This window comes from Smaragdicoccus niigatensis DSM 44881 = NBRC 103563 (assembly GCF_000380645.1).
Lineage (GTDB): Bacteria > Actinomycetota > Actinomycetes > Mycobacteriales > Mycobacteriaceae > Smaragdicoccus > Smaragdicoccus niigatensis.
Map to the genome: position 1 here is coordinate 185,214 of NZ_AQXZ01000014.1, position 21,674 is coordinate 206,887.

At 63.7% G+C, this 21,674-nt stretch carries 24 protein-coding genes; 14 read left to right on the plus strand and 10 right to left on the minus strand.

Translation table 11 applies throughout. The features are described from left to right. Window positions 1–63: 63 nt before the first annotated feature. Both F600_RS0107855 and F600_RS31560 read right to left on the minus strand, forming a co-directional pair. Window positions 64–954, minus strand: a complete 891-nt coding sequence (locus F600_RS0107855; RefSeq protein WP_018160051.1) for a DUF1707 SHOCT-like domain-containing protein — start codon at window positions 952–954, stop codon at window positions 64–66. A gap of 21 nt (window positions 955–975) precedes the next feature. After that, complete coding sequence (locus tag F600_RS31560) at window positions 976–1,278, minus strand: DUF1707 domain-containing protein (RefSeq protein WP_162141396.1); 303 nt, start codon at window positions 1,276–1,278, stop codon at window positions 976–978. Between the two features lie 83 nt (window positions 1,279–1,361). Between F600_RS31560 and F600_RS0107865 the strand changes: the two genes are divergently transcribed. From F600_RS0107865 to F600_RS0107875, 3 genes are read left to right on the plus strand one after another with little or no spacing between them, the layout of a single operon-like run. Then, window positions 1,362–1,793, plus strand: coding sequence for a DUF5318 domain-containing protein (locus F600_RS0107865; RefSeq protein ID WP_018160053.1), 432 nt, complete (start codon window positions 1,362–1,364; stop codon window positions 1,791–1,793). 26 nt (window positions 1,794–1,819) lie between these two features. Further along, window positions 1,820–3,955 (plus strand): transglycosylase domain-containing protein, encoded by a 2,136-nt coding sequence (locus F600_RS27425; RefSeq protein WP_018160054.1) that lies wholly within the window; start codon window positions 1,820–1,822, stop codon window positions 3,953–3,955. A 10-nt stretch (window positions 3,956–3,965) separates the two neighbouring features. Continuing rightward, window positions 3,966–5,480, plus strand: coding sequence for a glycosyltransferase family 87 protein (locus F600_RS0107875; protein ID WP_081628776.1), 1,515 nt, complete (start codon window positions 3,966–3,968; stop codon window positions 5,478–5,480). Here the strand turns inward: F600_RS0107875 and F600_RS31115 are convergent. Beyond that, on the minus strand, window positions 5,363–6,739 hold the full coding sequence (locus tag F600_RS31115) for a glycosyltransferase 87 family protein (RefSeq protein ID WP_018160058.1): 1,377 nt from the start codon (window positions 6,737–6,739) through the stop codon (window positions 5,363–5,365). The two genes, F600_RS0107875 and F600_RS31115, sit on opposite strands and share 118 nt — an antisense overlap. Before the next feature lie 130 nt (window positions 6,740–6,869). Between F600_RS31115 and rpsF the strand changes: the two genes are divergently transcribed. The 5 genes from rpsF to dnaB all read left to right on the plus strand — a co-directional run bounded on the left by rpsF (window position 6,870) and on the right by dnaB (window position 10,359). Then, on the plus strand, window positions 6,870–7,157 hold the full coding sequence (rpsF, locus tag F600_RS0107885; RefSeq protein WP_026306295.1) for a 30S ribosomal protein S6: 288 nt from the start codon (window positions 6,870–6,872) through the stop codon (window positions 7,155–7,157). 89 nt (window positions 7,158–7,246) lie between these two features. Further along, a complete protein-coding gene (locus F600_RS0107890) occupies window positions 7,247–7,762 on the plus strand; it encodes a single-stranded DNA-binding protein (protein WP_018160060.1) in 516 nt (171 codons plus the stop codon). A gap of 40 nt (window positions 7,763–7,802) precedes the next feature. Then, the gene (rpsR, locus tag F600_RS0107895) at window positions 7,803–8,057 is read left to right on the plus strand and encodes a 30S ribosomal protein S18 (protein ID WP_018160061.1); all 255 of its coding nucleotides are present in this window, start codon (window positions 7,803–7,805) and stop codon (window positions 8,055–8,057) included. A gap of 14 nt (window positions 8,058–8,071) precedes the next feature. Further along, window positions 8,072–8,524, plus strand: a complete 453-nt coding sequence (gene rplI, locus F600_RS0107900) for a 50S ribosomal protein L9 (protein ID WP_018160062.1) — start codon at window positions 8,072–8,074, stop codon at window positions 8,522–8,524. A gap of 440 nt (window positions 8,525–8,964) precedes the next feature. Further along, on the plus strand, window positions 8,965–10,359 hold the full coding sequence (dnaB, locus tag F600_RS0107905; protein WP_018160063.1) for a replicative DNA helicase: 1,395 nt from the start codon (window positions 8,965–8,967) through the stop codon (window positions 10,357–10,359). 225 nt (window positions 10,360–10,584) lie between these two features. Here the strand turns inward: dnaB and cspE are convergent, their stop codons facing one another. Together cspE and F600_RS0107915 are read right to left on the minus strand one after the other, a co-directional pair. Further along, window positions 10,585–10,788, minus strand: a complete 204-nt coding sequence (gene cspE, locus F600_RS0107910; protein WP_018160064.1) for a transcription antiterminator/RNA stability regulator CspE — start codon at window positions 10,786–10,788, stop codon at window positions 10,585–10,587. Window positions 10,789–11,034: 246 nt separating this feature from the next. Continuing rightward, window positions 11,035–12,087, minus strand: coding sequence for an alpha/beta fold hydrolase (locus F600_RS0107915; RefSeq protein ID WP_018160065.1), 1,053 nt, complete (start codon window positions 12,085–12,087; stop codon window positions 11,035–11,037). A gap of 310 nt (window positions 12,088–12,397) precedes the next feature. Between F600_RS0107915 and F600_RS0107920 the strand changes: the two genes are divergently transcribed. Beyond that, on the plus strand, window positions 12,398–13,039 hold the full coding sequence (locus F600_RS0107920; RefSeq protein WP_156024472.1) for a hypothetical protein: 642 nt from the start codon (window positions 12,398–12,400) through the stop codon (window positions 13,037–13,039). A 339-nt stretch (window positions 13,040–13,378) separates the two neighbouring features. Here F600_RS0107920 and F600_RS0107930 read toward each other — a convergent pair whose 3' ends face one another. Both F600_RS0107930 and F600_RS0107935 read right to left on the minus strand, forming a co-directional pair. Continuing rightward, window positions 13,379–13,981, minus strand: coding sequence for a TetR/AcrR family transcriptional regulator (locus F600_RS0107930; RefSeq protein ID WP_018160068.1), 603 nt, complete (start codon window positions 13,979–13,981; stop codon window positions 13,379–13,381). Further along, entirely contained in the window at window positions 13,978–15,726 is a 1,749-nt protein-coding gene (locus F600_RS0107935; protein WP_018160069.1) for an N-acyl-D-amino-acid deacylase family protein, read from the minus strand. Before F600_RS0107935 ends, F600_RS0107930 begins: the two co-directional genes overlap by 4 nt. Window positions 15,727–15,872: 146 nt before the next feature. Here F600_RS0107935 and F600_RS0107940 point away from each other — a divergent pair, with 146 nt between their 5' ends. Continuing rightward, window positions 15,873–16,727 (plus strand): 3-hydroxybutyryl-CoA dehydrogenase, encoded by an 855-nt coding sequence (locus F600_RS0107940; protein WP_018160070.1) that lies wholly within the window; start codon window positions 15,873–15,875, stop codon window positions 16,725–16,727. A 1-nt stretch (window position 16,728) separates the two neighbouring features. Here F600_RS0107940 and F600_RS30230 read toward each other — a convergent pair whose 3' ends face one another. Both F600_RS30230 and F600_RS0107950 read right to left on the minus strand, forming a co-directional pair. Beyond that, window positions 16,729–17,376, minus strand: a complete 648-nt coding sequence (locus F600_RS30230) for a hypothetical protein (RefSeq protein ID WP_018160071.1) — start codon at window positions 17,374–17,376, stop codon at window positions 16,729–16,731. Window positions 17,377–17,438: 62 nt separating this feature from the next. Beyond that, window positions 17,439–17,987: a dihydrofolate reductase family protein gene (locus F600_RS0107950; RefSeq protein ID WP_018160072.1), complete on the minus strand. Its 549-nt coding sequence runs from the start codon at window positions 17,985–17,987 to the stop codon at window positions 17,439–17,441. Between the two features lie 150 nt (window positions 17,988–18,137). Here F600_RS0107950 and F600_RS0107955 point away from each other — a divergent pair, with 150 nt between their 5' ends. The 3 genes from F600_RS0107955 to F600_RS0107965 all read left to right on the plus strand — a co-directional run bounded on the left by F600_RS0107955 (window position 18,138) and on the right by F600_RS0107965 (window position 20,556). After that, window positions 18,138–19,043 (plus strand): NAD-dependent epimerase/dehydratase family protein, encoded by a 906-nt coding sequence (locus tag F600_RS0107955; RefSeq protein ID WP_040630882.1) that lies wholly within the window; start codon window positions 18,138–18,140, stop codon window positions 19,041–19,043. Window positions 19,044–19,052: 9 nt separating this feature from the next. Beyond that, window positions 19,053–19,538, plus strand: a complete 486-nt coding sequence (locus F600_RS0107960; RefSeq protein WP_018160074.1) for an anthrone oxygenase family protein — start codon at window positions 19,053–19,055, stop codon at window positions 19,536–19,538. A gap of 70 nt (window positions 19,539–19,608) precedes the next feature. Next, entirely contained in the window at window positions 19,609–20,556 is a 948-nt protein-coding gene (locus tag F600_RS0107965) for an NAD(P)H-binding protein (protein ID WP_156024473.1), read from the plus strand. Here the strand turns inward: F600_RS0107965 and F600_RS0107970 are convergent. Further along, on the minus strand, window positions 20,516–21,154 hold the full coding sequence (locus F600_RS0107970) for a CPBP family intramembrane glutamic endopeptidase (RefSeq protein ID WP_040630885.1): 639 nt from the start codon (window positions 21,152–21,154) through the stop codon (window positions 20,516–20,518). The two genes, F600_RS0107965 and F600_RS0107970, sit on opposite strands and share 41 nt — an antisense overlap. A 65-nt stretch (window positions 21,155–21,219) precedes the next feature. On the opposite strand from F600_RS0107970, the gene F600_RS0107975 reads away from it, so the two are divergent. Continuing rightward, complete coding sequence (locus tag F600_RS0107975; RefSeq protein ID WP_026306296.1) at window positions 21,220–21,648, plus strand: hypothetical protein; 429 nt, start codon at window positions 21,220–21,222, stop codon at window positions 21,646–21,648. Window positions 21,649–21,674: the final 26 nt, after the last annotated feature.

Below are 21,674 nucleotides of genomic sequence, written 5' to 3' on the forward strand. Positions count from 1 at the left end.
CGACAAAACGACCGTACGGTTAACGGAAACCGAGGTTTTGGGGGTGTTTTGTAGGAGGCGGTTTCAGCGCGGTGCGTTCGGGTAAACCGACTGCACAGTTCCGTCGAGACCTGCTGAGAGGTAACCGGTTTCGGAATATGCGTTGGAAACGTAAACACTCAGCGGAGCGAACGGCCCGCCGATGATGAAATATCGCGACGTGACGTCGCGCACGTTCAACGACTGAGGGGCTCCAGCCATGAGTCCGAGGGCCGCCTCGACGTTCAATTGCGACAGGTCGACGGGCACGTCCTGACCGGTTCGCGGCGTCGGACTTCCGTTGTCGAATCCGCCGCGCCAGGTGTATCGGACCGCGCGGTTCGGCTCGTTGGGCACCGACTTGGTGAAGATCGCGTACTCGGGGTAGATGACGACCTCGTCGAATGTCGTGTCCCCGAATCGGTCCTTGGCGTTCTGGATCAGTTTGTGGAGTCCGTCGGCCGTCATGAGGTCGATCTTGTTGACCACGATCGGGTCGGCGCCGCCGAAGAAGCTGCCGCCGGACGACGATCCCGAGCTGCCGACCGAACTGAACACGAACAGTCCGCCGAGCCCGACGACGACGGCGACGATCACGCCGACGACCGCGAGCCCGATCCCGGACGGGCGTCCACTCCGCATGAGCGGGGAGGACTGCGCATAGGACGGCGGCGCGTACGAGGGCTGGGCATAGGTCGCGCTCGGCTCGGCGTACGACGACATCGGCTGCGAGTAGCCGGGGGTGGGCGCCGAACGCTGCAGGTCGACGGTCAGCTGGTCGAGTTCGCCGAGCGTCTTCGCCTTCATAGCCGCGGCGACCCGGTTGCCGTGCTCCGCGGTGTCGAGCTGACCTTGCCCATAGGCATTGTCGAGAGTTGTGCAGGTCGCCGCCCGATCAAAGTCGGTGGCTCGCTCATTCCTGCCGAAGACGCTCATGGGAAGGAGTGTAAAGCTGCTCTAAAGCACGAGCACGGCGATGACCCCGACCAAGATCAGGACGAGGAGCAGCAGTACCGGAACGATCGAACCGGAGCGGCCGGACTTCTCGTCGTAATCCTCGGGGAGCGTGCCGTCCAGTTCGAGATCGCGAACAACCAGGTAGAGCTCTTCTCGGGTGCGTGCCTCGTTTGCCCGCTTTACGCGGTCGCGGTACTCCTCGTATCCGAAGGCGTGTAGTGAGTAGCCACGCGAGATCGCGGCAAGGGCTTCGGCACGATCCACGCTGCTCGCGCGGGATCGATCTTCATTTCGAGGTGACACACCCGGATCGTAGGACCCCAAGTCGTCCGACCAATCATCCCGCGCCGAGTACAAGGTTCGTCGTCGCGTCGTACATTGAACAGGTGCGACTCCAGCGACAGATTGTGGACTTTGCGCTTCAGCGCAGGTCCCTCCTCGCTGCGGTGTACGCAGGCCGGGTCGGAGTGAGCGAAGTTTGCGACGCTAGTCCGTATCTGTTGCGGGCGGCGAAGTTTCACGGTCGGCCCAGCGAAGTTCTCTGCCCGATCTGCCGCAAAGAGCAGCTGACTCTAGTTTCCTGGGTCTATGGCGAGACCTTGGGACCTGTCTCGGGCTCGGCTCGAACCAACGCGGAACTCCAACAGCTCGCGACGACCCGGGATGAGTTCTCGGTGCACGTCGTCGAGGTGTGCCGGACCTGCAGCTGGAACCACCTCGTGCAGTCCTACGTGATGGGTGCGATTCCGGTGCCGAAAGCGCGCCGGACCCGAACCGCCAAGACTGAACCCCCCAACCGCCGTGCGGCGACCGACTAGTCAACGACGATCAGGAGAAAGCACCTGTGAGCACTGAGAACAGCGCCCCGGACGCATCTGCTTCCGGTCCCGCCGCACCGAAACGGAAGTGGAGGAAATGGCTCGTCATCGCCGCGGTCGTCCTCATCGTGCTGCCGGTCGTCACGTTCGTTCTCAGCTACCTGATCGTCTCGGTGCCGAGTCCGAACGACATCAAGACCAATCAGGTCGCGACGATCTTCGGCGATGACGGAAAGACCATCATCACGCGGGTCATTCCGCCGGAGGGCAACCGCACCAGCGTTCAGTTGAACCAGGTTCCCAAGCAGGTGCAGGAGGCCGTGCTCGCGGCCGAGGACCGCACGTTCTACACGAACGCGGGATTCTCGGTCTCCGGTTTCGCACGCGCCCTGCGCGACCACCTGCTCGGTCGGGAGAGCGCGGGCGGTGGTTCGACGATCACGCAGCAGTACGTGAAGAACGCACTCGTCGGCTCTGACCGCACGATCTTCCGCAAGATGCACGAACTCGTCGTCTCCACGAAGATGGCGCGCGAGTGGAGCAAGGACGACATCCTCGCGGCGTACCTGAACACGATCTACTTCGGTCGTGGTGCCTACGGCATCGCCGCCGCCTCGAAGGCCTACTTCAACAAGCCGGTCGAGAAGCTGACCGTCGCCGAAGGCGCGGTGCTCGCAGCGTCGATCCAGCTGCCCACGGCCTTGGACCCGGAGACGAATCCGACCGGTGCCAAGAATCGTTGGAATTACGTTCTCGACGGCATGGTCTCGATGGGCAACCTGCCCGCCGCCGAGCGCGCAAAAGAGGTCTATCCGACCGACTTCGTCAAGATCAAGGACCTGCCGAACCCGGCCGAGGATGCCGGCCCGAAGGGCCTGCTCAAGGCGCAGATCATCAAGGAGCTCAACGACAACGGCATCACCGAGCAGCAGCTCAACACCGAGGGCTTGCAGATCGTCTCGACGATCAGCGCACCAGCCCAGGAGGCCGCTGAGCAGGGCGTGAAGCAGACTCTCGACGGTCAGCCGTCGAACCTCCGCGCCGCGGTCGTGTCGATCGACCCGCGGACGGGTGCGGTTCGCGCCTACTACGGCGGCGACAAGGGAGCCGGTCTCGACTGGGCCCAGGCCGCGCTGCAGACCGGTTCGTCGTTCAAGACCTACGGTCTCGCGGCCAACCTCGAGGCCGGCAAGTCGCTCGCCACGATGTACGACAGCTCGCCGCTCTCGATCTACGGCGTGACGATCAATAACAGTGAAGGCGCCTCCTGCGGTGTCTGCACGATCGCTGAGGCCACGAAGCGGTCGCTCAACACGAGCTTCGTGCGCATGGAGCTTGCGCTCGACGACGGACCGAACAAGGTCAAGGACATGGCGCACCGCGTTGGTGTGGCGAGTTCGCTGCCGGGTATCAAGAAGACCCTCGAGGAGCAGGACGGCTCGGGCACGCAGATCGGTGTCATCCTGGGCCAGTACCAGACCCGCCCGCTCGACATGGCCTCCGGCTACGCGACGTTCGCGGCATCGGGTGTCTACCACAAGCCGTACTTCGTCCAGAAGGTCACGACCGCCGATGGTGCGGTTCTGCTCGATCGCAAGACGCCCAAGGGTGACCGTGAGGTCAGCGCGGCCGTCGCGGACAACGTGACCGCGGCCCTGCGCCCGATCGCCGCCTACTCGAACAACCACCAGCTTGCCGGTGGCCGTCCCTCGGCTGCCAAGACCGGTACCGCCCAGTACGGCGACACCGGCCAGAACAAGGACGGCTGGATGGTCGGCTACACCCCGTCGCTCGCGACCGCGGTGTGGGTCGGTTCCTTCGACGCGAAGGCCGCGCTGAACTCGTGGGGTGGCTCGATCTGGGGTTCGACGCTCCCGTCGGACATCTGGAAGTACACGATGGACGGCGCTCTCGAGGGCACCGATATCGAGAGCTTCCCGACGCCTGCGCCGATCAACGGTGTGGCCGGTGTTCCGGACTACTCGGGCCCGACCACCTCGAAGGCCGCGGACACGACACGCGTCTGCACCGGCTTCGTCTGCCGGGACGTCACGGCCACCAGCTCCGCGGCACCGTCGAGTAACCCTGGCGCGACGGACACGTCGGTTCCGGGCGATACCACCACGACGACAGCCGGACCGTTCGGGATCCGTCGGCGGTAACGTGGCGCAGGTGACTGCACCTGCCGAACTGAGCGCCGATCGTCGGGAAGCGGATCGAGATCTGCCGAGCCGCAACGACGTACTAGCTTCCTCGTGGTCGGCACTCGTCGGTGGTCCGGTTGGCGACCATGCCGTGATCGGCAGAGCCAGGTTCTTCACGCCCCTGCGCGTGATCCTGGTTCTGTCGATCGTGTTCCTGTCCTTGGGCTGGTTCGGCAAGGCCGCGTGCATCCAGCAGATCGACAACGGTCCGTATGGCGAGCTGAACCTCGACTGGGGTGGCAGCCGGCAGTACGTCGCGATGTGTTACTCGGACACGATTCCGCTCTACGGTGCCGAGCGACTCAATCTCGGCGAGTTCCCGTACAAGGCATCCTGGTCCGAAGTCGACTCCGACGGCTCCCAGCACATGCGGTACATGGAGTATCCGGTCGTCACGGGCCTGTATCAGTACCTGTCGATGCGGATCGCGAAGGCGTGGGACGCGTCCAACTGGCTTCCGCAGGCGTTGCAAGTGGTCATCTACTTCAACGTCGTGGCGGTCGGGCTCGCACTGGCGTGGCTCGTGACCATGTGGGCGACCACGATGCTGGCCGGCCGGCGGGTGTGGGACGCGGCACTCGCGGCCTGTTCACCGCTGGTCGTGGTCCATGTGTTCACAAATTTCGATGCGTTGGCGACCGCGTTCGCGGCGGCAGGTCTGCTCGCGTGGGCACGAAAACGGCCGGTCCTCGCCGGTGTCCTGCTGGGTGTCGGCGGGGCGGCGAAGCTGTATCCGCTGTTCTTCCTGTTGCCGCTTCTGGCGTTGTGTCTGCGTACGGGAAACGTCCGCACGTGGGTGAACACCGCGGCCGCGGCGGTCGGGACATGGGTGGCGATCAATCTGCCCATCGCGCTGCTCTACCCGAACGGCTGGTGGGAGTTCTTCCGCCTCAACAGTTCTCGTCACCAGGATCCGGATTCGATCTACAACGTCATCACGTCGTTCACGCGCTGGCCGGGCCTGGACGGACCTCTCGCGTCGCGCGAGACGCCAGTGGTGCTGAACCTGGTGTCACTCGGACTGTTCGCGCTGGTGTGTGTCGGCGTCGCGTACTTGGCCGTGGCGGCACCGCGCCGACCGCGGGTCGCCCAGCTGTGCTTCCTCATCGTCGCGGGCTTCCTGCTGACCAACAAGGTGTGGAGCCCGCAGTACTCGCTGTGGCTGGTTCCACTGGCGGTGCTCGCGCTCCCACATCGACGGATCCTGCTGGTCTGGATGGCGATCGATGCATTCGTGTGGGCGCCCCGGATGTACTACTACCTGGGCACTGACCACAAGGGACTGCCCGAGCAGTGGTTCACCGGCACGGTCATCATTCGCGACTTGGCGGTCGTAGCCCTCTGCGTGTTGATCGTTCGGCAGATCTACCGGCCGAGCGAGGACTTGGTCAGACGGTCCGGAGTCGATGACCCAGTGGGCGGTGTGCTCGACGGTGCCACGGATATCCGGGACTTCGCCCACAGGAAAGTCACGAAGAAGTAGACGAGCAGCACCGACTGGCTCCATACGCCGACCTGCACGATGCGTTCCTCGGCCAGTGGGTTGATGCCGTGCGACAGCGCGTAGAAGTAGCGGAAGATGCCGATCCCGACGCACGCGTTCGCGGCGATGTAGGCGACCACGATGGGCCACGGCACCGCGATCAGCACGAGGAACGGCATGAGCCACAGCGCGTACTGCGGTGAGTAGACCTTGTGGAGCAGCATGAAGCTGCACAGCATCGCGCCGCTGACGCCGATCCAGTTGAACGTCCCGTTTTGGAGGTATCGGCGGAAACCCCAGCCCGCGGCCAGCGCAAACGACATGAGGATCAGCAGCGGCGAGAGCGTGCTGACGAGGTCTTGGTACGCCTTGTCATCGGTGGCGGCGGCGTCGTAGATCGCGTGGTAACCCCAGTACCAGATCGAGTTCGTGGTGATGTCCGCCGTGCGATTGCGCTGGAAAATGAACGACGCTGCCCAACCCTCGTAATTGCCGAGGATGAACGGGACATTGACGACGACCACCGTGACCGCCGCGGCGAAGCCGGCCTGTGCGGCGCCGACGATGTCGAATCCGCGATAAGCGCGGCGGTCGAGTTCCTTCCCGTCCCGCCCGCCCGTCAGGATGTAGATCATCAAGGGCAGGACGAAGGCGCCGGGATAGATCTTGAGGCAGAAGCCCAACGCGAGCATGACGGCGCCGAGCACTCCGCGGGTTCGCAGCGAGAAGTTCGTCGCCATGACGAGGTAGATCGCCGCAACTGAGGTAAGGACGACCGGCAGTTCCCAGTTGTGGAATGCGTACAGAACCAGCGGTGGCCCGATTGCCCACCAGAATGCGGCCCGTCCGGATAATCGGCCCAGCATCCAGGCGGTGAGCAGCGCGAACGGCGCCATGAGCAGAGCCGAGTACTTGAGGAACTCGCCGTCCGTGGTGGCGTAATAGGCGCCCATCCACATGAGGACACCGGACAAGACCGGGTATTCGACGCTGCCGCCCACCATCGCGCCGTCCGGCGTGGTGCTGCCCGAGAGGTAAGGGAAGACGTGGTTGTTGATGTCTCGGCCGAGCCACAGGAGCTGGATGTCCGAGTAGCAGACGTCCTTGTCCTTGATCTGGTCGAAAACGACGGTTCGGCCGTCGGGCCGGACGGCGCCTTCCGCACATCTGGCCTTGTTCAGGTAGCCGGCGAAAAGGGTCAGCGCACACATCAGAAGTACGACTGCTGCAAGGCGTTTGCTGTGCAGTTCAGTGCGCATGGGTTCCACCCTAGGGGCAATTAGGGCTGCAGGCTTGATGTCCGGTAGCCTGGTCAGGTTGCCGACGCAGGCGACTCTCCTGCCACGGGAAGTCCGTGGCCGATTAGACCAGAGGAGGTGATGTAGTCCCGTGCGTCCTTACGAAATGATGGTCATTCTCGACCCGAAGCTCGACGAGCGTACCGTGGCTCCGTCCCTGGACACGTTCCTCAACGTGATCCGTCAGGATGGTGGCAAGGTCGACAAGGTCGACATCTGGGGTAGGCGTCGTCTCGCCTACGAAATCGCAAAGAACGCCGAGGGCATCTATGCCGTCCTCGAGCTCAGCGCGAACCCGGACTCCGTGAAGGAGCTCGACCGTCAGTTGAACCTGAACGAGAGCGTTCTTCGCACAAAGGTGCTCCGGCGCGACAAGTGAGCCTTGGACCTGTCGGACCTGCAGCGTAGGTTCGCAGGGACGGACTTCAGACCCTCCGCGTCATTGGCTTAAAGCGAGGAGCAACCTACATGGCTGGCGAAACGATAATCACGATCATCGGCAATCTCACTGCCGATCCTGAACTGCGCTTTACCCCCGCGGGTGCTGCGGTGGCCAACTTCACCGTGGCCGCGACTCCGCGGAACTTCGACCGTAATTCCAATGAATGGAAAGACGGCGAGGCGCTGTTCATGCGCTGCAACGTCTGGCGCGAGGCCGCGGAGAACGTGGCCGAGAGCTTGACCCGCGGTAGCCGCGTCATTGTGACCGGTCGCCTCAAGCAGCGGTCGTACGAGACTCGCGAAGGCGAGAAGCGCACTGTCGTGGAGCTCGAAGTCGATGAGGTCGGCCCCTCGCTGAAGTACGCCACGGCCAAGGTCAACAAGGCCGGCCGCGGTGGCGGCGGTGCCGGTGGCGGTGGCGGGTACGGCTCCAACTCCGGTGGAGGTGGAGGCCGTGGAAACCAGGGCCCAGCTGACGACCCGTGGGGCAGCGCCCCGGCGGCGTCGTACGGCTCGCAAGCAGACGATGAACCCCCCTTCTGATCGCTGAGAGCGTTCAGACAATCCCAGATGGAGACTCACCATGCCTAAAGCGCCAGCGCGCGAAAAGGTCGTGAAGAAGAAGGCTTGCGCCTTCTGCAAGGAAAAGAAGACCGGTAACAAGCACCCGATCGACTACAAGGACACTGCGCTCCTTCGTAAGTTCATCAGCGACCGGGGCAAGATCCGCGCACGTCGCGTGACTGGAAACTGCGTCCAGCACCAGCGTGACATCGCGATCGCGGTCAAGAACTCGCGTGAGGTCGCTCTGCTGCCTTACGTCTCGACCACACGCTAAGGAGGGGTTGACACATGAAGCTCATCCTTACCGCTGATGTTGACAACCTCGGTGCGCCTGGCGACACCGTTGAGGTCAAGGACGGCTACGGCCGTAACTACCTGCTGCCCCGTGGCCTCGCGATTCTCGCGAGCCGTGGTGCGGAGAAGCAGGTCGAGGGCATCCGTCGCGCTCAGGAAGCGCGTCGCGTCCGCGACCTCGACCACGCCAAGGAGCTGAAGGCTGCGATCGAGGCCATCGAGACCATCTCGATCTCGGTCAAGTCCGCCGGCGGCGGCAAGCTGTTCGGTTCGGTGTCGCAGGCTGACGTCGCTGCTGCCCTCAAGGCAGCCGGTGGCCCGGTCGTCGACAAGCGCTCTATCGAGCTGCCGAAGGCGCACATCAAGTCGACCGGCAAGCACAAGGTGGGCGTTGCGCTCCACCCGGACGTGGCGGTCAGCTTCGACCTGCAGGTCGTTTCGGCATAACGATTCATCGTTCAAAATCAGGCCCAGTGGAAACTTTCCACTGGGCCTGATTTCGTTTCGATTGCGGCTCGCGGAGGGCCTGTGCTAGGTGGCCCAGGTCACACAACACGCCCGGCTGGCACGGCTGTCGAGACACGCCGAAGAAAAAGAATCCACATGTGTTTGAACTCTGAGCAGCCGGTCTACCTGCGAGAACGACCGTTTCATGAACAGTTATCCTCAGGTTATCCACAAGAGGTGCACAAAGTGTTCGCGCGGCGTGCACAGGCAATCCCCAACGTTATGCACAGTCCGATTTGGCACTAATTCTCATTGCTCATAAGTTCGTCCGGTCACGGTTCTGACTCGGTTATCGAAGGCCAACTTGTCAGTGGTCGGCGGTACAACGAGTGGGTCCCAAGCGGGCACTTTGGTTGTTGAGGCGAGAGGACGGTCGGTATATGTCGGTTGTCGACGAGCGTGGGCGCGGACGCTTCGAGCGAAACCCGGAGGAGCCGCCAGCCAGCGAGGAATTCGGTCGACAGCCCCCGCAAGACCTGGCCGCCGAGCAGTCGGTCCTGGGCGGCATGCTGCTCAGCAAGGACGCGATCGCTGACGTCATCGAGCAGATCCGGTCGCAGGACTTCTACCGACCGGCTCACTCGTCGATCTACGACTCAATCCTGGACCTCTACGGTCGTGGTGAGCCCGCTGACCCGATCACCGTGGCCGCCGAGCTGGACCGGCGCGGAGAACTTCGCCGCATCGGCGGTGCGCCCTATCTGCTGACGCTCACCCAGACCGTTCCGACCGCCGCCAACGCCGGCTTCTACGCGAAGATCGTCGCCGACAAGGCGATCCTGCGGAAGCTTGTCGAGGCCGGCACCCGCATCGTCCAGTACGGCTACGCAGGCGCGGACGGCCAGGACGTCGCCGACGTCGTGGACCGTGCGTCTGCCGAGATCTACGACGTGTCCGAGCGCCGCAGCACCGAAGACTTCATCGCGCTTGAAGAGCTGCTGCAGCCGACCATGGACGAGATCGACTCCATCGCCTCGCGCGGCGGTGTCTCGCGCGGTATCCCGACCGGCTTCACAGAGTTCGACGAGGTCACCAATGGCCTGCATCCGGGGCAGATGATCATCATCGCGGCGCGACCTGGTGTTGGAAAGTCAACGCTAGGAATGGATTTCATGCGTTCCTGCTCGATCAAGCACAAGATGGCCTCCGTCTTGTTCTCGCTCGAAATGGGCCGCACCGAGGTCGTCATGCGTCTGCTGTCCGCCGAGGCGAAGGTCAAGCTCGGTGACATGCGTGCCGGGCGCATGAGCGACGACGACTGGACGCGTCTGGCCCGCCGCATGAGCGAGATCTCCGAGGCGCCGCTGTTCGTCGACGACTCTCCGAACATGACGATGATGGAGATCCGCGCGAAGGCCCGCCGTCTGAAGCAGAAACACGACCTGAAGCTCATCGTCGTCGACTACCTCCAGCTGATGACGTCCGGCAAGAAGGTCGAGTCCCGTCAGCAGGAAGTCTCGGAGTTCTCGCGAAGCCTCAAGCTGCTCGCGAAGGAGCTCGAGGTTCCGGTCATCGCGATCTCGCAGCTGAACCGTGACTCGGAGAAGCGCAACGACAAGAAGCCGCAGGTCTCCGACCTTCGTGAGTCCGGTTCGCTCGAGCAGGACGCCGACATGGTCATCCTGCTGCACCGGCCGGACGCGACCGAACGGGACGACCCGCGCGCCGGCGAAGCCGACATCATCCTGGGCAAGCACCGTGCCGGCCCGACCGCGACCATCACGGTCGCCCACCAGCTCCACCTCTCGCGTTTCGTCGACATGGCTCGGGGTTAGTCACGCGGTAGGCAGGAAGCGTCGCAACCCGCGTTGCGCAATCAGCGCGGGTTGCGATGCGACGAATCAAGAGGCACGGTCCCTGCGTCGCGAAGGTGCGATGGGCGATCTCGGGCTCAAGGTCGGGATTCGTATTCACGTGTGTTCATACAAAAACCGCCCGGACCTGGGAACAGGCACGGACGGTTTTTTTCGGGTTCGACGTCTGAGTCGGAACCAAGCGTTCTAGACCGGCGTCACATTCTGGGCTTGTGGGCCCTTCTGGCCCTGCCCGACCTCAAAGCTGACCCGTTGGCCCTCATCTAAAGACTTGTATCCACTGCTGGCGATTGCGGAGAAGTGGACGAAGAGGTCCTGCCCGCCGTCGTCTGGGGTGATGAACCCGAAGCCTTTTTCGCCGTTGAACCACTTCACTGTGCCCTGCGCCATGCTGGGGACTCCCTTATTTTGATTGCGCGCTGTCCCGGTTCGGAACAGCACCGCATTCATTCTCCCATGGACCATGGACGAGCACACTCGCAGGAGGACTCCGCCGGGTAAAGGGGAGATCGTCGACACCGCGTTCAGGGCCGGGTGGTGGACTGCTTGCAGGTGCACGGGCAAACATTTGCGACTCTTAACGTACTTTGACAAACCCTCGCGTCACGCGGGACTTTGATGCGACGGATTACGCGGTCAAACGCGCACGAGACTCGCTTCGGCATGAAATTCGGTGATGGCCACCCAGCTGGTCTCGCGTGCCTGCGGGCCGGCGATCATGCCGAGATGGCTGCCGGGCACTTCGACGAACCGGGCGGACGCCGCTCCGGTGAGCACTTCCACACCGGCCGCGACCGATCCCGCCGGGGCCAACACGTCACGACGGCTGCCGAGCAGCAGAACCGGACAGCGCAGGTTCGACAGCTCGATTGTTGTACCGGGCGCAAGGCGGACCGTGCCCGTCCACATCTCGTTGCGCACCATCAACGAACGCCAGACCTGCCGATAGAACCGTCCCGGGTAACCGGGCATCTCGGCCATGAAGCGATCGACGGACTGCATGCGGGCGAGGGCTTCGGTGTCGGTGAGGTTGCGCGCGATGAAGAGCGGCTTCTTGATCTCGCGGTCGAATGCTTGCACGCGGAAGCCCGCACGCACCAGGTACTTCGGGATTCCACCGAGAAGGCGAGTGGGCACGACGACCTCGCGACCGCCGGTGACCTGCCCGATCACGCGGGGAACCGTCGATCCCGGGTTGCGTCGCTGGTCAAAGGGCGTTCCGACGGCGGTCACCGAGGAAATCGGCAATTCGGGATGCGAAGCGGCGGTCAGCACGCTGATCGTTCCGCCGAAGGACCAGCCGATGACGTCGACGGTCTCGCCGTCGTGCTCCTCGGATACGCGACGAATGGCGGCGGGAACGATGTCCTCGGTCCACTCCTCGAAACCGAGGTGGCGGTCGCTGTAGGTGATCTCGCCGTAGTCGATCACGTACACCGGGCGACCCGCGTCGAGCAGGAACCGGACCAGGCTCTGACCTGGACGAAGGTCGTAACACGCGATGGTGACGGCCAGTGGCGGCACCAGCAGAACCGGTTTGCCGGTCGCCGGAACCTCGGACTGGTAGCGACGCAAGTGCCGGTGCGGCTCGTCGTACACCGTGGTCGACGGTGTTGGCTCGCGCGGCTCTACGCCGTCGCCGAACGACAGCGCCCAGAGGTTGCGCAGCGCAATCGATACTTCTGCCACGACTTCTCCTGGTTTGTTAGACAGCCTGTCCAGGGTCTCGTCCGCGGTCCTGGATGGGCAAGGGTCTGTGACATATGGCATCGCGGTCCGCACTGCGCTCTTTTCAAACCACCGCCGCGGAGTTTCGCCTAACAATTGCACGTCGGCGCGGTTACGGAGTCGCCTACATTGTGGCCAATATTGTTGAACTGCAACGCAATACACGATTACTACAGGATCTTGGCCGAACATATCGAATCGGCAACACCGGCGATGGGTGCCGCTTCTGCGACCTCTAATGAAGTGTGACATCTCGCCGAGGAGGAACGTTATGACCGCTCGTTCCCAAGCTGCCCCATCGCATCACCGCTCGCAAGCGCGACGTCGACTCTGGGGCGGCGTGGTCGGCGGTGTCGTCGGCGCCGTGACTCTCGGGCAGCTGATCGCGCCCGCGCCCGCGTTTGCGCGGGACTATGGAGGCGAAGCGATCCTGCTGTGCCACGACGCGGGAATTGGGGCGTGTCAGTATCACCCGCCCGGTCTTCCCGGTCCGGCGAACCCGCACTGCCCGCCGGCGGTGCGCCTCAATGGAGACGAGACCTCGGCTGAGGACCTGATCGGGTCCGTCGCGTACCTGGACCGCCACTGCAAAGACACTCGGACGACTGTGGTCGGGCACTCGATCGGCGCGGTCCGCGCGGAGAACGCCGCGAAGCACTTCGGCCGTGGCTACCGGGGCAACGCGAAGTTTGTGATCAACGGAGGGCCGGGAAGCGTCGCCGACCTCAGGGCGATGCCGCCCGGCACCGTCATGAACTGCAACTACGGGGACATCGTGTGCGACAAGCAGCACGGCAACGTTCTCATGTACTCGATTCACATGCCGGAGCACTACCCGTCGTCATATGACAACCACCGGGCGGGCTACAACCTCATGCTCGCGAATGGCGTCGTGGAGCGGCCGTACGGGTAAGCGGGCCCAGGGCCTCTAGTCCCGCGTCGTGGAGCGTGGCTGACGTAGGTAATCGACCACGTTCCGAAACGGAAGGCGGTCGCTTACCCACCGATGCAATTCGGATGCGGGGTCCTTTGGATGCGGGACGTGGCGCGCGATCACCGTAGGCGGATCGTGCAACTCGTCGGCCGGTCCGGGGCAGTGGTCGTACTGGTGACGGACCTCTTCGGAGCACCGGAGATCTTCTGCTGGGTCGGGTTTCCGTGAACGAAACATCGTCGTCTCCATCGTCCGCTTCAGGCTCGGTACGAGTTCCCGTCCATAGGTCAGCCACTCGCGCGGTCATGCCCGAATTTACTAGGTTCTTGGTTGCCGTGGCAGCTTCCCGGCAATTGAGATCAGCGTGTCCATTCGGTCCTGCTCCAGGTCTGGCCGTGGGTACGTGGCCCGGAAGATGGCTTCGCCGTCGAACATATGGATCAGCGAGGTACCGACCAGCCGCGCGAGCGCGGGGTCGACACGGTACTGATCGGCGATCTGTAGACCAAGCACCTCGAGCTCGCTGAGCAGCGCCTCGGCAACGGGTGCGAGCCGTTCGCGCAGTTCGGGTTCCGTCCGTGCCGCGACCAGCAGCTCAAACCACACGGTGTTGATTCGGTCGCGGATCTCATCGCGCGCGAATCGAACGGCGTCGGCCGCGTCGACGATCGCGCCGGCTTCCCGGAGTGCGGAGAATCGCGCCGCGTGACGACGGCCGACCTCCTCGGCAGCGGCCACCACGAGATCGAGTCGGGAATCGAAGTGACGGAATAGACCGCCACGGGAAATCCCTGCACGAGAACAGATTTCGTTCAGCGATGTCCGGTGGTAGCCAACGTCGGCAATCGCGTCGATCGTTGCGTCGATGAGCTGACCGATGCTCTTTGTCCGGCGTTCCGCCTGCGTGCGGCGATCGCTCACGCGGTGGCCTGCTCGGCCGCACGGAGGAACCGTCCGGTGCGTTCGGTACCGAGTGTCTCGGTCGGCCGACCGTCGGCGATCACCTGCTGCCCGGCAACGAAAACCGCGGACACGGCGGCGTCGTTGCGGTTGACCATTCGGCTCAAACCGCCGTACTGGCTGACCTCTTCCTCGTGGTACTCGTCCAGCGTCGCATTGAGGTGCCGTGGGTCGATCACCACGAGGTCGGCCCGATCGCCTTCGCGCAGATGTCCGGCATCCACGCCGTACCAGTCCGCAAGCTCGCCGGTGAGCCGGTGCACTGCATGCTCGAGAGTCATGAACGGCTGTCCAGCGCGTTCGGCGTCATGAACACGGCGCAGCATGCGCAAGCCCATGTTGTAGAACGCCATGTTGCGAAGGTGCGCGCCGGCATCGGAGAAGCCGATCTGGACGGCTGGTTCGGTGGCGAGCTTGTCGAGGTACTTGGGTCGGTGGTTCGAAATCGTTGTGCGCCAACGCAGTTTCGTACCGTGCTCGACCACCATGTCGAGATAGGCATCGACCGGATGAACGCCGCGTTCGTCGCCGACTGCTCCGAACGTCTTGCCGATGACGCTTGCATCGGGGCTGTCGACGATCTCCGCGTCGAAGAAGTCGCGGTGCCACACCCTGGGGGTGAGGTTGCGGTCGTACTCCTTCCGGAAGCGGCGGCGGTAGGCCTCGTCTTTCAGCAATTCGTTGCGCTCGACCTGAGTGCGCAGGTGAAGGGCCTCCGCGCCTGCGCCGAGTTCCTCGAAGATCACGAGATCGATGCCGTCGGCGTACACCTCGAATGGCACCGGCAAGTGCTGCCATCGGAAGTCGCCGCCGAGTTTGTTCAGGATCCTGCCGAGTGGACCGAAGGCGTGCACCAGAAACGGCACGGCCTTGAGGTCGGCAGCCGAGAGCAGGCTCATCTTCAGCTTCTTGCGGCGCCAACCGACGGTCGATGCGATGAAGCGGGCCGTCTTCAGTGGTGACGTCGGGTCGGGCCCGGCCTGCAAGACGCGGCCGCGGTTGCGCAAGACCGTGTTGAGCTTGGAGTACTCCCGCTGCTTGGCGTACGTCGACGGCAGAGTGCGCGACCGGGCCACATCTCCGTCGACCTTGTCGAAGAGCAGTTGCTGAGCCGACATGCCGGCGAAACCGGCGTCCAGCGCCTCGGTCAGCATCTCTTCCATCCGAGCCTGTTCCGCTTCGGTGGGCTTCTCGTTCTTACGAGTCGCGCGGTCCAGACCCATGACGGCGGTTCGGATATCAGAGTGGCCGATGAGCGCGAACACGTTGGGGCCCAAGGGCAATCGATCAAGAGCGGCCACAAACTCACGCGCGCTCGACCAATCTTTGGAGTGTTTCAGCGCGGCGATCACATGGTCGCGCGGGATCGCCTCGACGCGTCCGAATAGATCTCCCGCGCCCTCGGGATCAACGTGCACCGTCGACAGCGAGCACGAGCCGATCATCACGGTGGTGACGCCATGGCGGACCGACTCGGACAGGCCGGGTCCGTTCAGCACCTCGACGTCGTAGTGGGTGTGGATGTCGAGGAGGCCCGGCAGCACCCACTTGCCTTCGGCGTCGATCACGTTCGCGCCGGCTTCGTCCAGCGGTTCGAACGAGACGGCAGTCACCTTGCCGCCGCGGATACCGAGATGCCGGTAGCCCGAGGGTGCACCGGTGCCATCGAACCAACGGCCGTGGTTGATGACTGTGTCGTACGTCATACGAACATAGAAACAGATCGGTCTCTAAGTTGGCAAGACCCGGCCGACTACGGCGTGAGCCTGACCTCACTCATTAACCGTCCGGCACAGTACGGCTGTATCGTGCGAAATGTCAGATCTGGGTGGTTAAAGAGGGGTTTTCAGCGATGCGACACGAGGTGAAGACGGTCGGCGTGATCGGCGGCGGATACATGGGTATGGGAATCGCCGAGGTGAACGCAGCGGCCGGCTTGCGCGTCGTCGTCCGAGACCTTGCACAGTTCCTCGACGGCGCGAAGCAGCGGATCGAGACGTCGCTGAACGGGCAGGTCAAGCGCGGCCGGATCGATGCAGCCAAGCGCGACGAGATCCTGGGCCGCATCACGTTCACCTCCGAACTCAGCGACGTCGCCAACTGCGACCTCATCCTCGAGGCGGTGCCCGAGAGCCCTGACCTCAAGAAGTCTGTGCTTGGGGAACTGGATGAGATCGTCACCCCGGACGTCGTCATCGGCACCAACACCTCATCGATCCCGATTGCCGAGCTCGCGGGCGCGGTGAAGAACCCGGGCCGCATCGTCGGCATCCACTTCTTCGGGCCGGTCCCGGCGATGAAGCTCGTCGAGGTTGTCGTCGCGCTGGACACCAGCCCGGAGACCGTCGAGATCGCGAAGGCACACGCCGAGCGGCTCGGCAAGCACCCGATTCTCACCGGTGACCGCTCGGGATTCATCGTCAACTTCTTGCTCGTCGGCCAGGTCATCGAAGCGATCCGGATGTTCGAGCAGGGATTCGCGAGCAAAGAAGATATCGACAACGGCATGAAGTTCGGCGCCGGCCACCCGATGGGTCCGCTGGCGCTCGCGGACCTCATCGGTCTGGACGTTATCGATGCGATCGCCAACTCGCTCTTCGACGAGTTCAAGCGCGATCAGTACGCCTCTCCGGCGCTGCTCAAGCGCATGATCGCGGCTGGTCGCCTCGGTCGGAAGTCCGGCCGAGGGTTCTACGAATACGCCTAGCTCAGTAGATCTTCACCTCTTCCCGCGACAGGAAGAATCCGCGATCGCCCTGGTAGCACGTCATTCCGGCCTTTTCGGAGGTGCATGACATGTCGCCCACCCGGATGGTTTCGCCGTACTGGAGGATGCTCCGGTCCTCGACGGCGGATTCCATGATGAACGTGCCCTGGTGGTAGCAGATGTGCCGCGGGACCCCGTCCTCGAAGATCACGCCCGGTGACGGGGTCGGCCACATGCAGGGATCGTGCTCGGGTCCATCGCTGTTCATCTGATCGTGGTTGCCGTGGACGGCCGGTATCGGCGCCTGTTGTGCCTGACAGCCGAATGTCGTATAGCCACTGTGCAGCTGGATTCCACAGCTGATGTTCCGCGAAGGCGAGACCCAGCCGTACGTCCCCGGCAGGTGTTCGAACCGGCCCGCATCCACGGTCAATGGCTGCGGTGCTGACTGAGTCGAGGTCGCGTGTGAAGACGTCGCCGCTGGTGGGGCCACCGTGGACGGGGCCGGGCCAGCGGCGCCGTCGTCATGCGCACCGCATCCGGCGATCCCCGCCAGAAACAGCATCGTCCCGGCCCCGTACCGCAACTTCATTGCGTCCCACTCACTCTCGAACTTCAGGTGCATCGTGACCCGGCGCTTCCAGGTCAAGATCGAAGTTACGGAGAGGTGCCGTGCTTGGGCAGACCACCTAGGGGGTGGTCTTTTCCCACCTACGCTGCCGGCCCGTAGTTCAAGTGCACTACGCCGTTGGCGTAGACGTCATGGCCGTTGAGCTGCATCTTCGTCGATTCGCCGTCACGCCAGAACTTCTCGCCGGCACCCAGAGCAATCGGGTAGACGAACAGGTGCAGTTCGTCGACGAGCCCGTCCTGCAGGAGTGCGCGAACCAGCTGGCCGCTGCCCGAGATGTACAGCGTGCCCTCCCGCTCGTCCTTGAGCTGCTGGATCTTGGCGGCGTCGTAGCTGCCGATGAACGTGGTGTTGTTCCATTCCTCGGCCGGCGGGTTCGAGCCGACGACGAGCTTCTCGGACTCGTTGAAGAAAGGTGCGCCCGGGTCGTCCTCGGTGGTGCGCTCGCGCCAGGCCGGCGCGAACATTTCGTGCGTCTTGCGTCCGAGAAGGATCGCGCTCGCATCGGCGCACATGGCGCCGATGGTCTCGCCCATCTTCGGGTCGAAGCCGAATTCGAAGGTCCAGGTTGGTGATTCAAAGACTCCATCGGCGGAGATGAACTCGTGAACGGCGATCTTGGCAGACATTGGAGGTCCTTTCGGTCCGCCCGGGCCGGGCGTTTTGAGGTGGTTTCAACTGGACTACGAACGGGGATGCCCCGTTGCGACACCGATCGAAAAGAAATTCTGAAATTCTTTCGGTAGCGACCGGGCCAACTCACACGCAAGGGGTCAGTGGTGAAGGTTTTCGTCACCGGAGCAACCGGCGCGGTCGGTCCATACGCGGTCCGCGCGCTCATCGATGCAGGTCACGAGGTCACTGCGCTCGCGCGGACAGATGAGAAGGCCGCCCTGGCGAAGCAGTTCGGCGCGAACCCGGCGCGCGTTTCGCTGTTTGACGCCGAGGAACTGACAACCGCGTTTGCCGGGCACGACGCCGTCGTCAACCTCGCCACCTCGATTCCGAGCCTGGCGATGTTCCCGTTCACGTTCGCCTGGCGGGCGAACTCGCGTATCCGCGTCGAGGGGTCGGCTGCCGTCACCAAGGCCGCGCTCGCCGCGGGGGTACCGCGACTGGTTCAGGAGTCGATCTGCATGGTCTATCCGGACAGCGGCGATGCATGGATAACCGAGTCGGCGCCGCTTGACCTCGTGCCGATCGTGACCTCGACGCCGGTGGCGGAGGGAAATGCGCAGCAGTTCACGAATTCCGGTGGCACGGGGGTGGTGCTGCGATTCGGTCTGTTCTACGGCCCGGGATCGGTACAAAGCGCTCAGATGATGGGGCTTGCCCGGCTGCATTTCGGGATCGTTCTCGGTCCGGCGAAGCGGTACATGTCGCTGATTCATCTCGAGGACGCGGGCCAGGCGGTCGTGGCTGCACTCGCGGCACCCGCGGGCATCTACAACGTCGCCTGCGAGCCAGTGACCAAACGCGGTTTCGGCGACGCTATTTCGGACGCGGTCGGGAAGAAGCAGTGGGTCCGAGGACCTGGGCGGCTCGCCTCGCTCGGGGGCCGAAACATGAATCTGGTCTTGCGGTCGCTCCGCGTCTCCAGCGACAAATTCTCCAGGGCAACCGGGTGGGCGCCGAAGTATCCGACCGTGCGTGAGGGCTGGGCAGCGACCGCTTCGACGGGCTAGTTTTTGGCTATGCCGACGATCCGGATCATTACGCTCCTGCTCGCCACCATCACCATGGGCCTTACCGCCGGGGCGTTCGCGCTGTATAGCCACACGATCATGCCCGGCCTTCGCACTACCGACGACCGGACGTTCGTCGCCTCATTTCAGGCAATGGACCGAGCGATCATCAATCCGTGGTTCATTGGCGGGTGCTTCCTCGGCGCGCTGGTGGCAACTGCGGCGTCTGCCGCGCTGACTTTCCGGACCGCGGCGTTCGGCTGGGTCGTTGCCGCCTTGGTTCTCTACGCCATCGCAGTCGTGCTCACCGTTGCGATCAATGTGCCCCTGAACGACGCGCTCAAGGCCGCTGGTGACCCGAACTCGATTGACGTCGCAGCGGCGCGCGCTGCGTTCAAGGCATCGGTCTGGGAAATGTCCAATCATGTTCGGACCGCTTTGTCCCTCGTGGCATTCGGCCTTCTCGGATGGGCTCTCGCTGTCACCGAACGCTAAGCCGCCGGTGAGGTTGATTCACTGGTAGAGATAAGGGAAAGCCATCCCTAGATCGGTGGACGGAGTCGACGTGCAGAGTTCAGCCATTCTCGTCACTGGTGCGACCGGTTTCGTGGGGTCGGCGCTCGTTGAAGCACTCGTCGCGCGTGGGCACGACGTTCGCGCCCTCACGCGCAATGCGGACAGGTACCGGGGCCCGGGAAAGCCGGTCGCTGGAGACGTCCTGGATCCGGACAGTCTGGTGGCTGCGCTGCAAGGCGTCGAGATCGCCTACTACCTCGTTCATTCGCTGGATTCGAAGGACTTCGAGAAGCGAGATGCCGCTGGGGCGAGGTCATTTGGGCGGGCCGCTGCCGACGCTGGGGTCAAACAGATCATCTACCTGGGCGGCCTCGGCTCAGACGCCGTGCATCTGTCGCCCCATCTGCGGTCTCGCCGAGAGGTCGAAGGAATTCTCACGGCGAGCGGTGTACCGGTCACCGTGCTCCGGGCCGCCGTCATCGTCGGGGCCGGAGGCGTCTCCTGGGAGATGACGCGTCTACTCGTCAGGCGGTTGCGGCTCATGGCGGTTCCGAACTGGGCGACGACCCGCAGTCAGCCGATTGCCCTCGTCGACGTGATTCGCTACCTCGTCGGAGTCGCCGGTGACGAACGGGCGATCGGGCAGGTGTTCGAAATCGGCGGCCGCGACCAGCTGACCTACGTCGAGATGATGAAGGGCGCGGCGCAGGCCATCCACGGGACAACAGTTCCGATCATCCGCGTACCGATTTTTCGGGCGCGGCTCGTGACGAACACTGTGCACGACATGTCGGCGCGATGGATTGCGATGATCACGGGTGTCGATCGGACAGTGGCGCGGAATCTGGTGGAGTCCATGGGAACCGAGGTGGTGGTCACTGATCGTGCGATCCGCGAGATCGTGCCGGGTGAGCCCTTGTCCTATGCGGAAATGGTCGAGGTTGCCCTTGGCGACCTCAACCGAGCAGATGCGGCAAAGCGAACAGCATCGTCATAGCCCACAGAACGTGCGTCCCCACCGACACGGCGATTCCGCCGGTCAACGACCGCTGAACCGCTGTCACACCGCCGACCAGCACCGCCGCGCCGACGAGCATGATGTTGCCCGATGCGGCTGTGACCAGCGCATAGATGCACGTCGTCACGACGATCGGGTGGACCTTCGTCAGCGAATACAGAGCGCCACGGAAAAAGAGCTCTTCCGCTAGTCCGGCGGCTGCGGTCACCACGGCGATGAGCGCAAGCGGTCCGGATGCGCTGTGCGCAAGCACCTCGAGGACGATCTCACCGACATACGGCACGAATCGGACCAACGCGCCACCCACGAGCGACGCCACACACAGCGCGACGCCAATGCCGATCGCCAGGCGCCAGCGACTCCCCGCCTCGACCAACCTCGGCCGGCCCCCGACGACGATCGCGCCGGTCAGCCACGTGAGTGCGAGAAGCGTCGCCATCGGCAGAAAGTCCGGATCACCAGGCGCTATTCGGAGTGATGCCCACGTACACCAAGCCCCGACGGCGAGCGTCACGCCGGCCGCGACGAGTCGCCAGGTCGGCACCGACTGCTTGGCGTCGGAGGTGTCGGTGTTCATCGCCTCCACGGTACGCAATCCTTCAGCTCCGATTCAGCGTGAAGTAGCGGGGAATGCACTCATCTATGGATGATTCGTTGGTACGTCGGCCGAGCGGAGTGTCCGATTCGACGGTCGAGGCATTGGGAAAGTTGTCGGAGGCGCTCGAGACGGTCGAGCAGGCGCGTGGACATCTGTACGCGTCTCATCAGCTCGTCGGTCGTGCCGACAAGTTGTTCGCGGACGCGGCACAGAAATTCGACGAAGCCGAGCAGGCCGCTTGGGCGGACCGAATTCGCACCGAAGTCATCGGACTGAATGTGCTTGCGGGCCGGTGGACTTTTCAGGTCGTCGAGGAGTTCGACGACGGATATTGGACGACTGTGCGGGATCTGGAACGGGCGGCACGGGACAAGCTCGCGGACGGAGTCCGGCACGTGTACGAGGCCGAACTCAAGCAGCAACGGATCACTCCCGGTCGGCCTGGACACGAGGCGGTCCCTGCCGACCGCTGACGCACCCAGGCTGCTCTGAGTAGCTG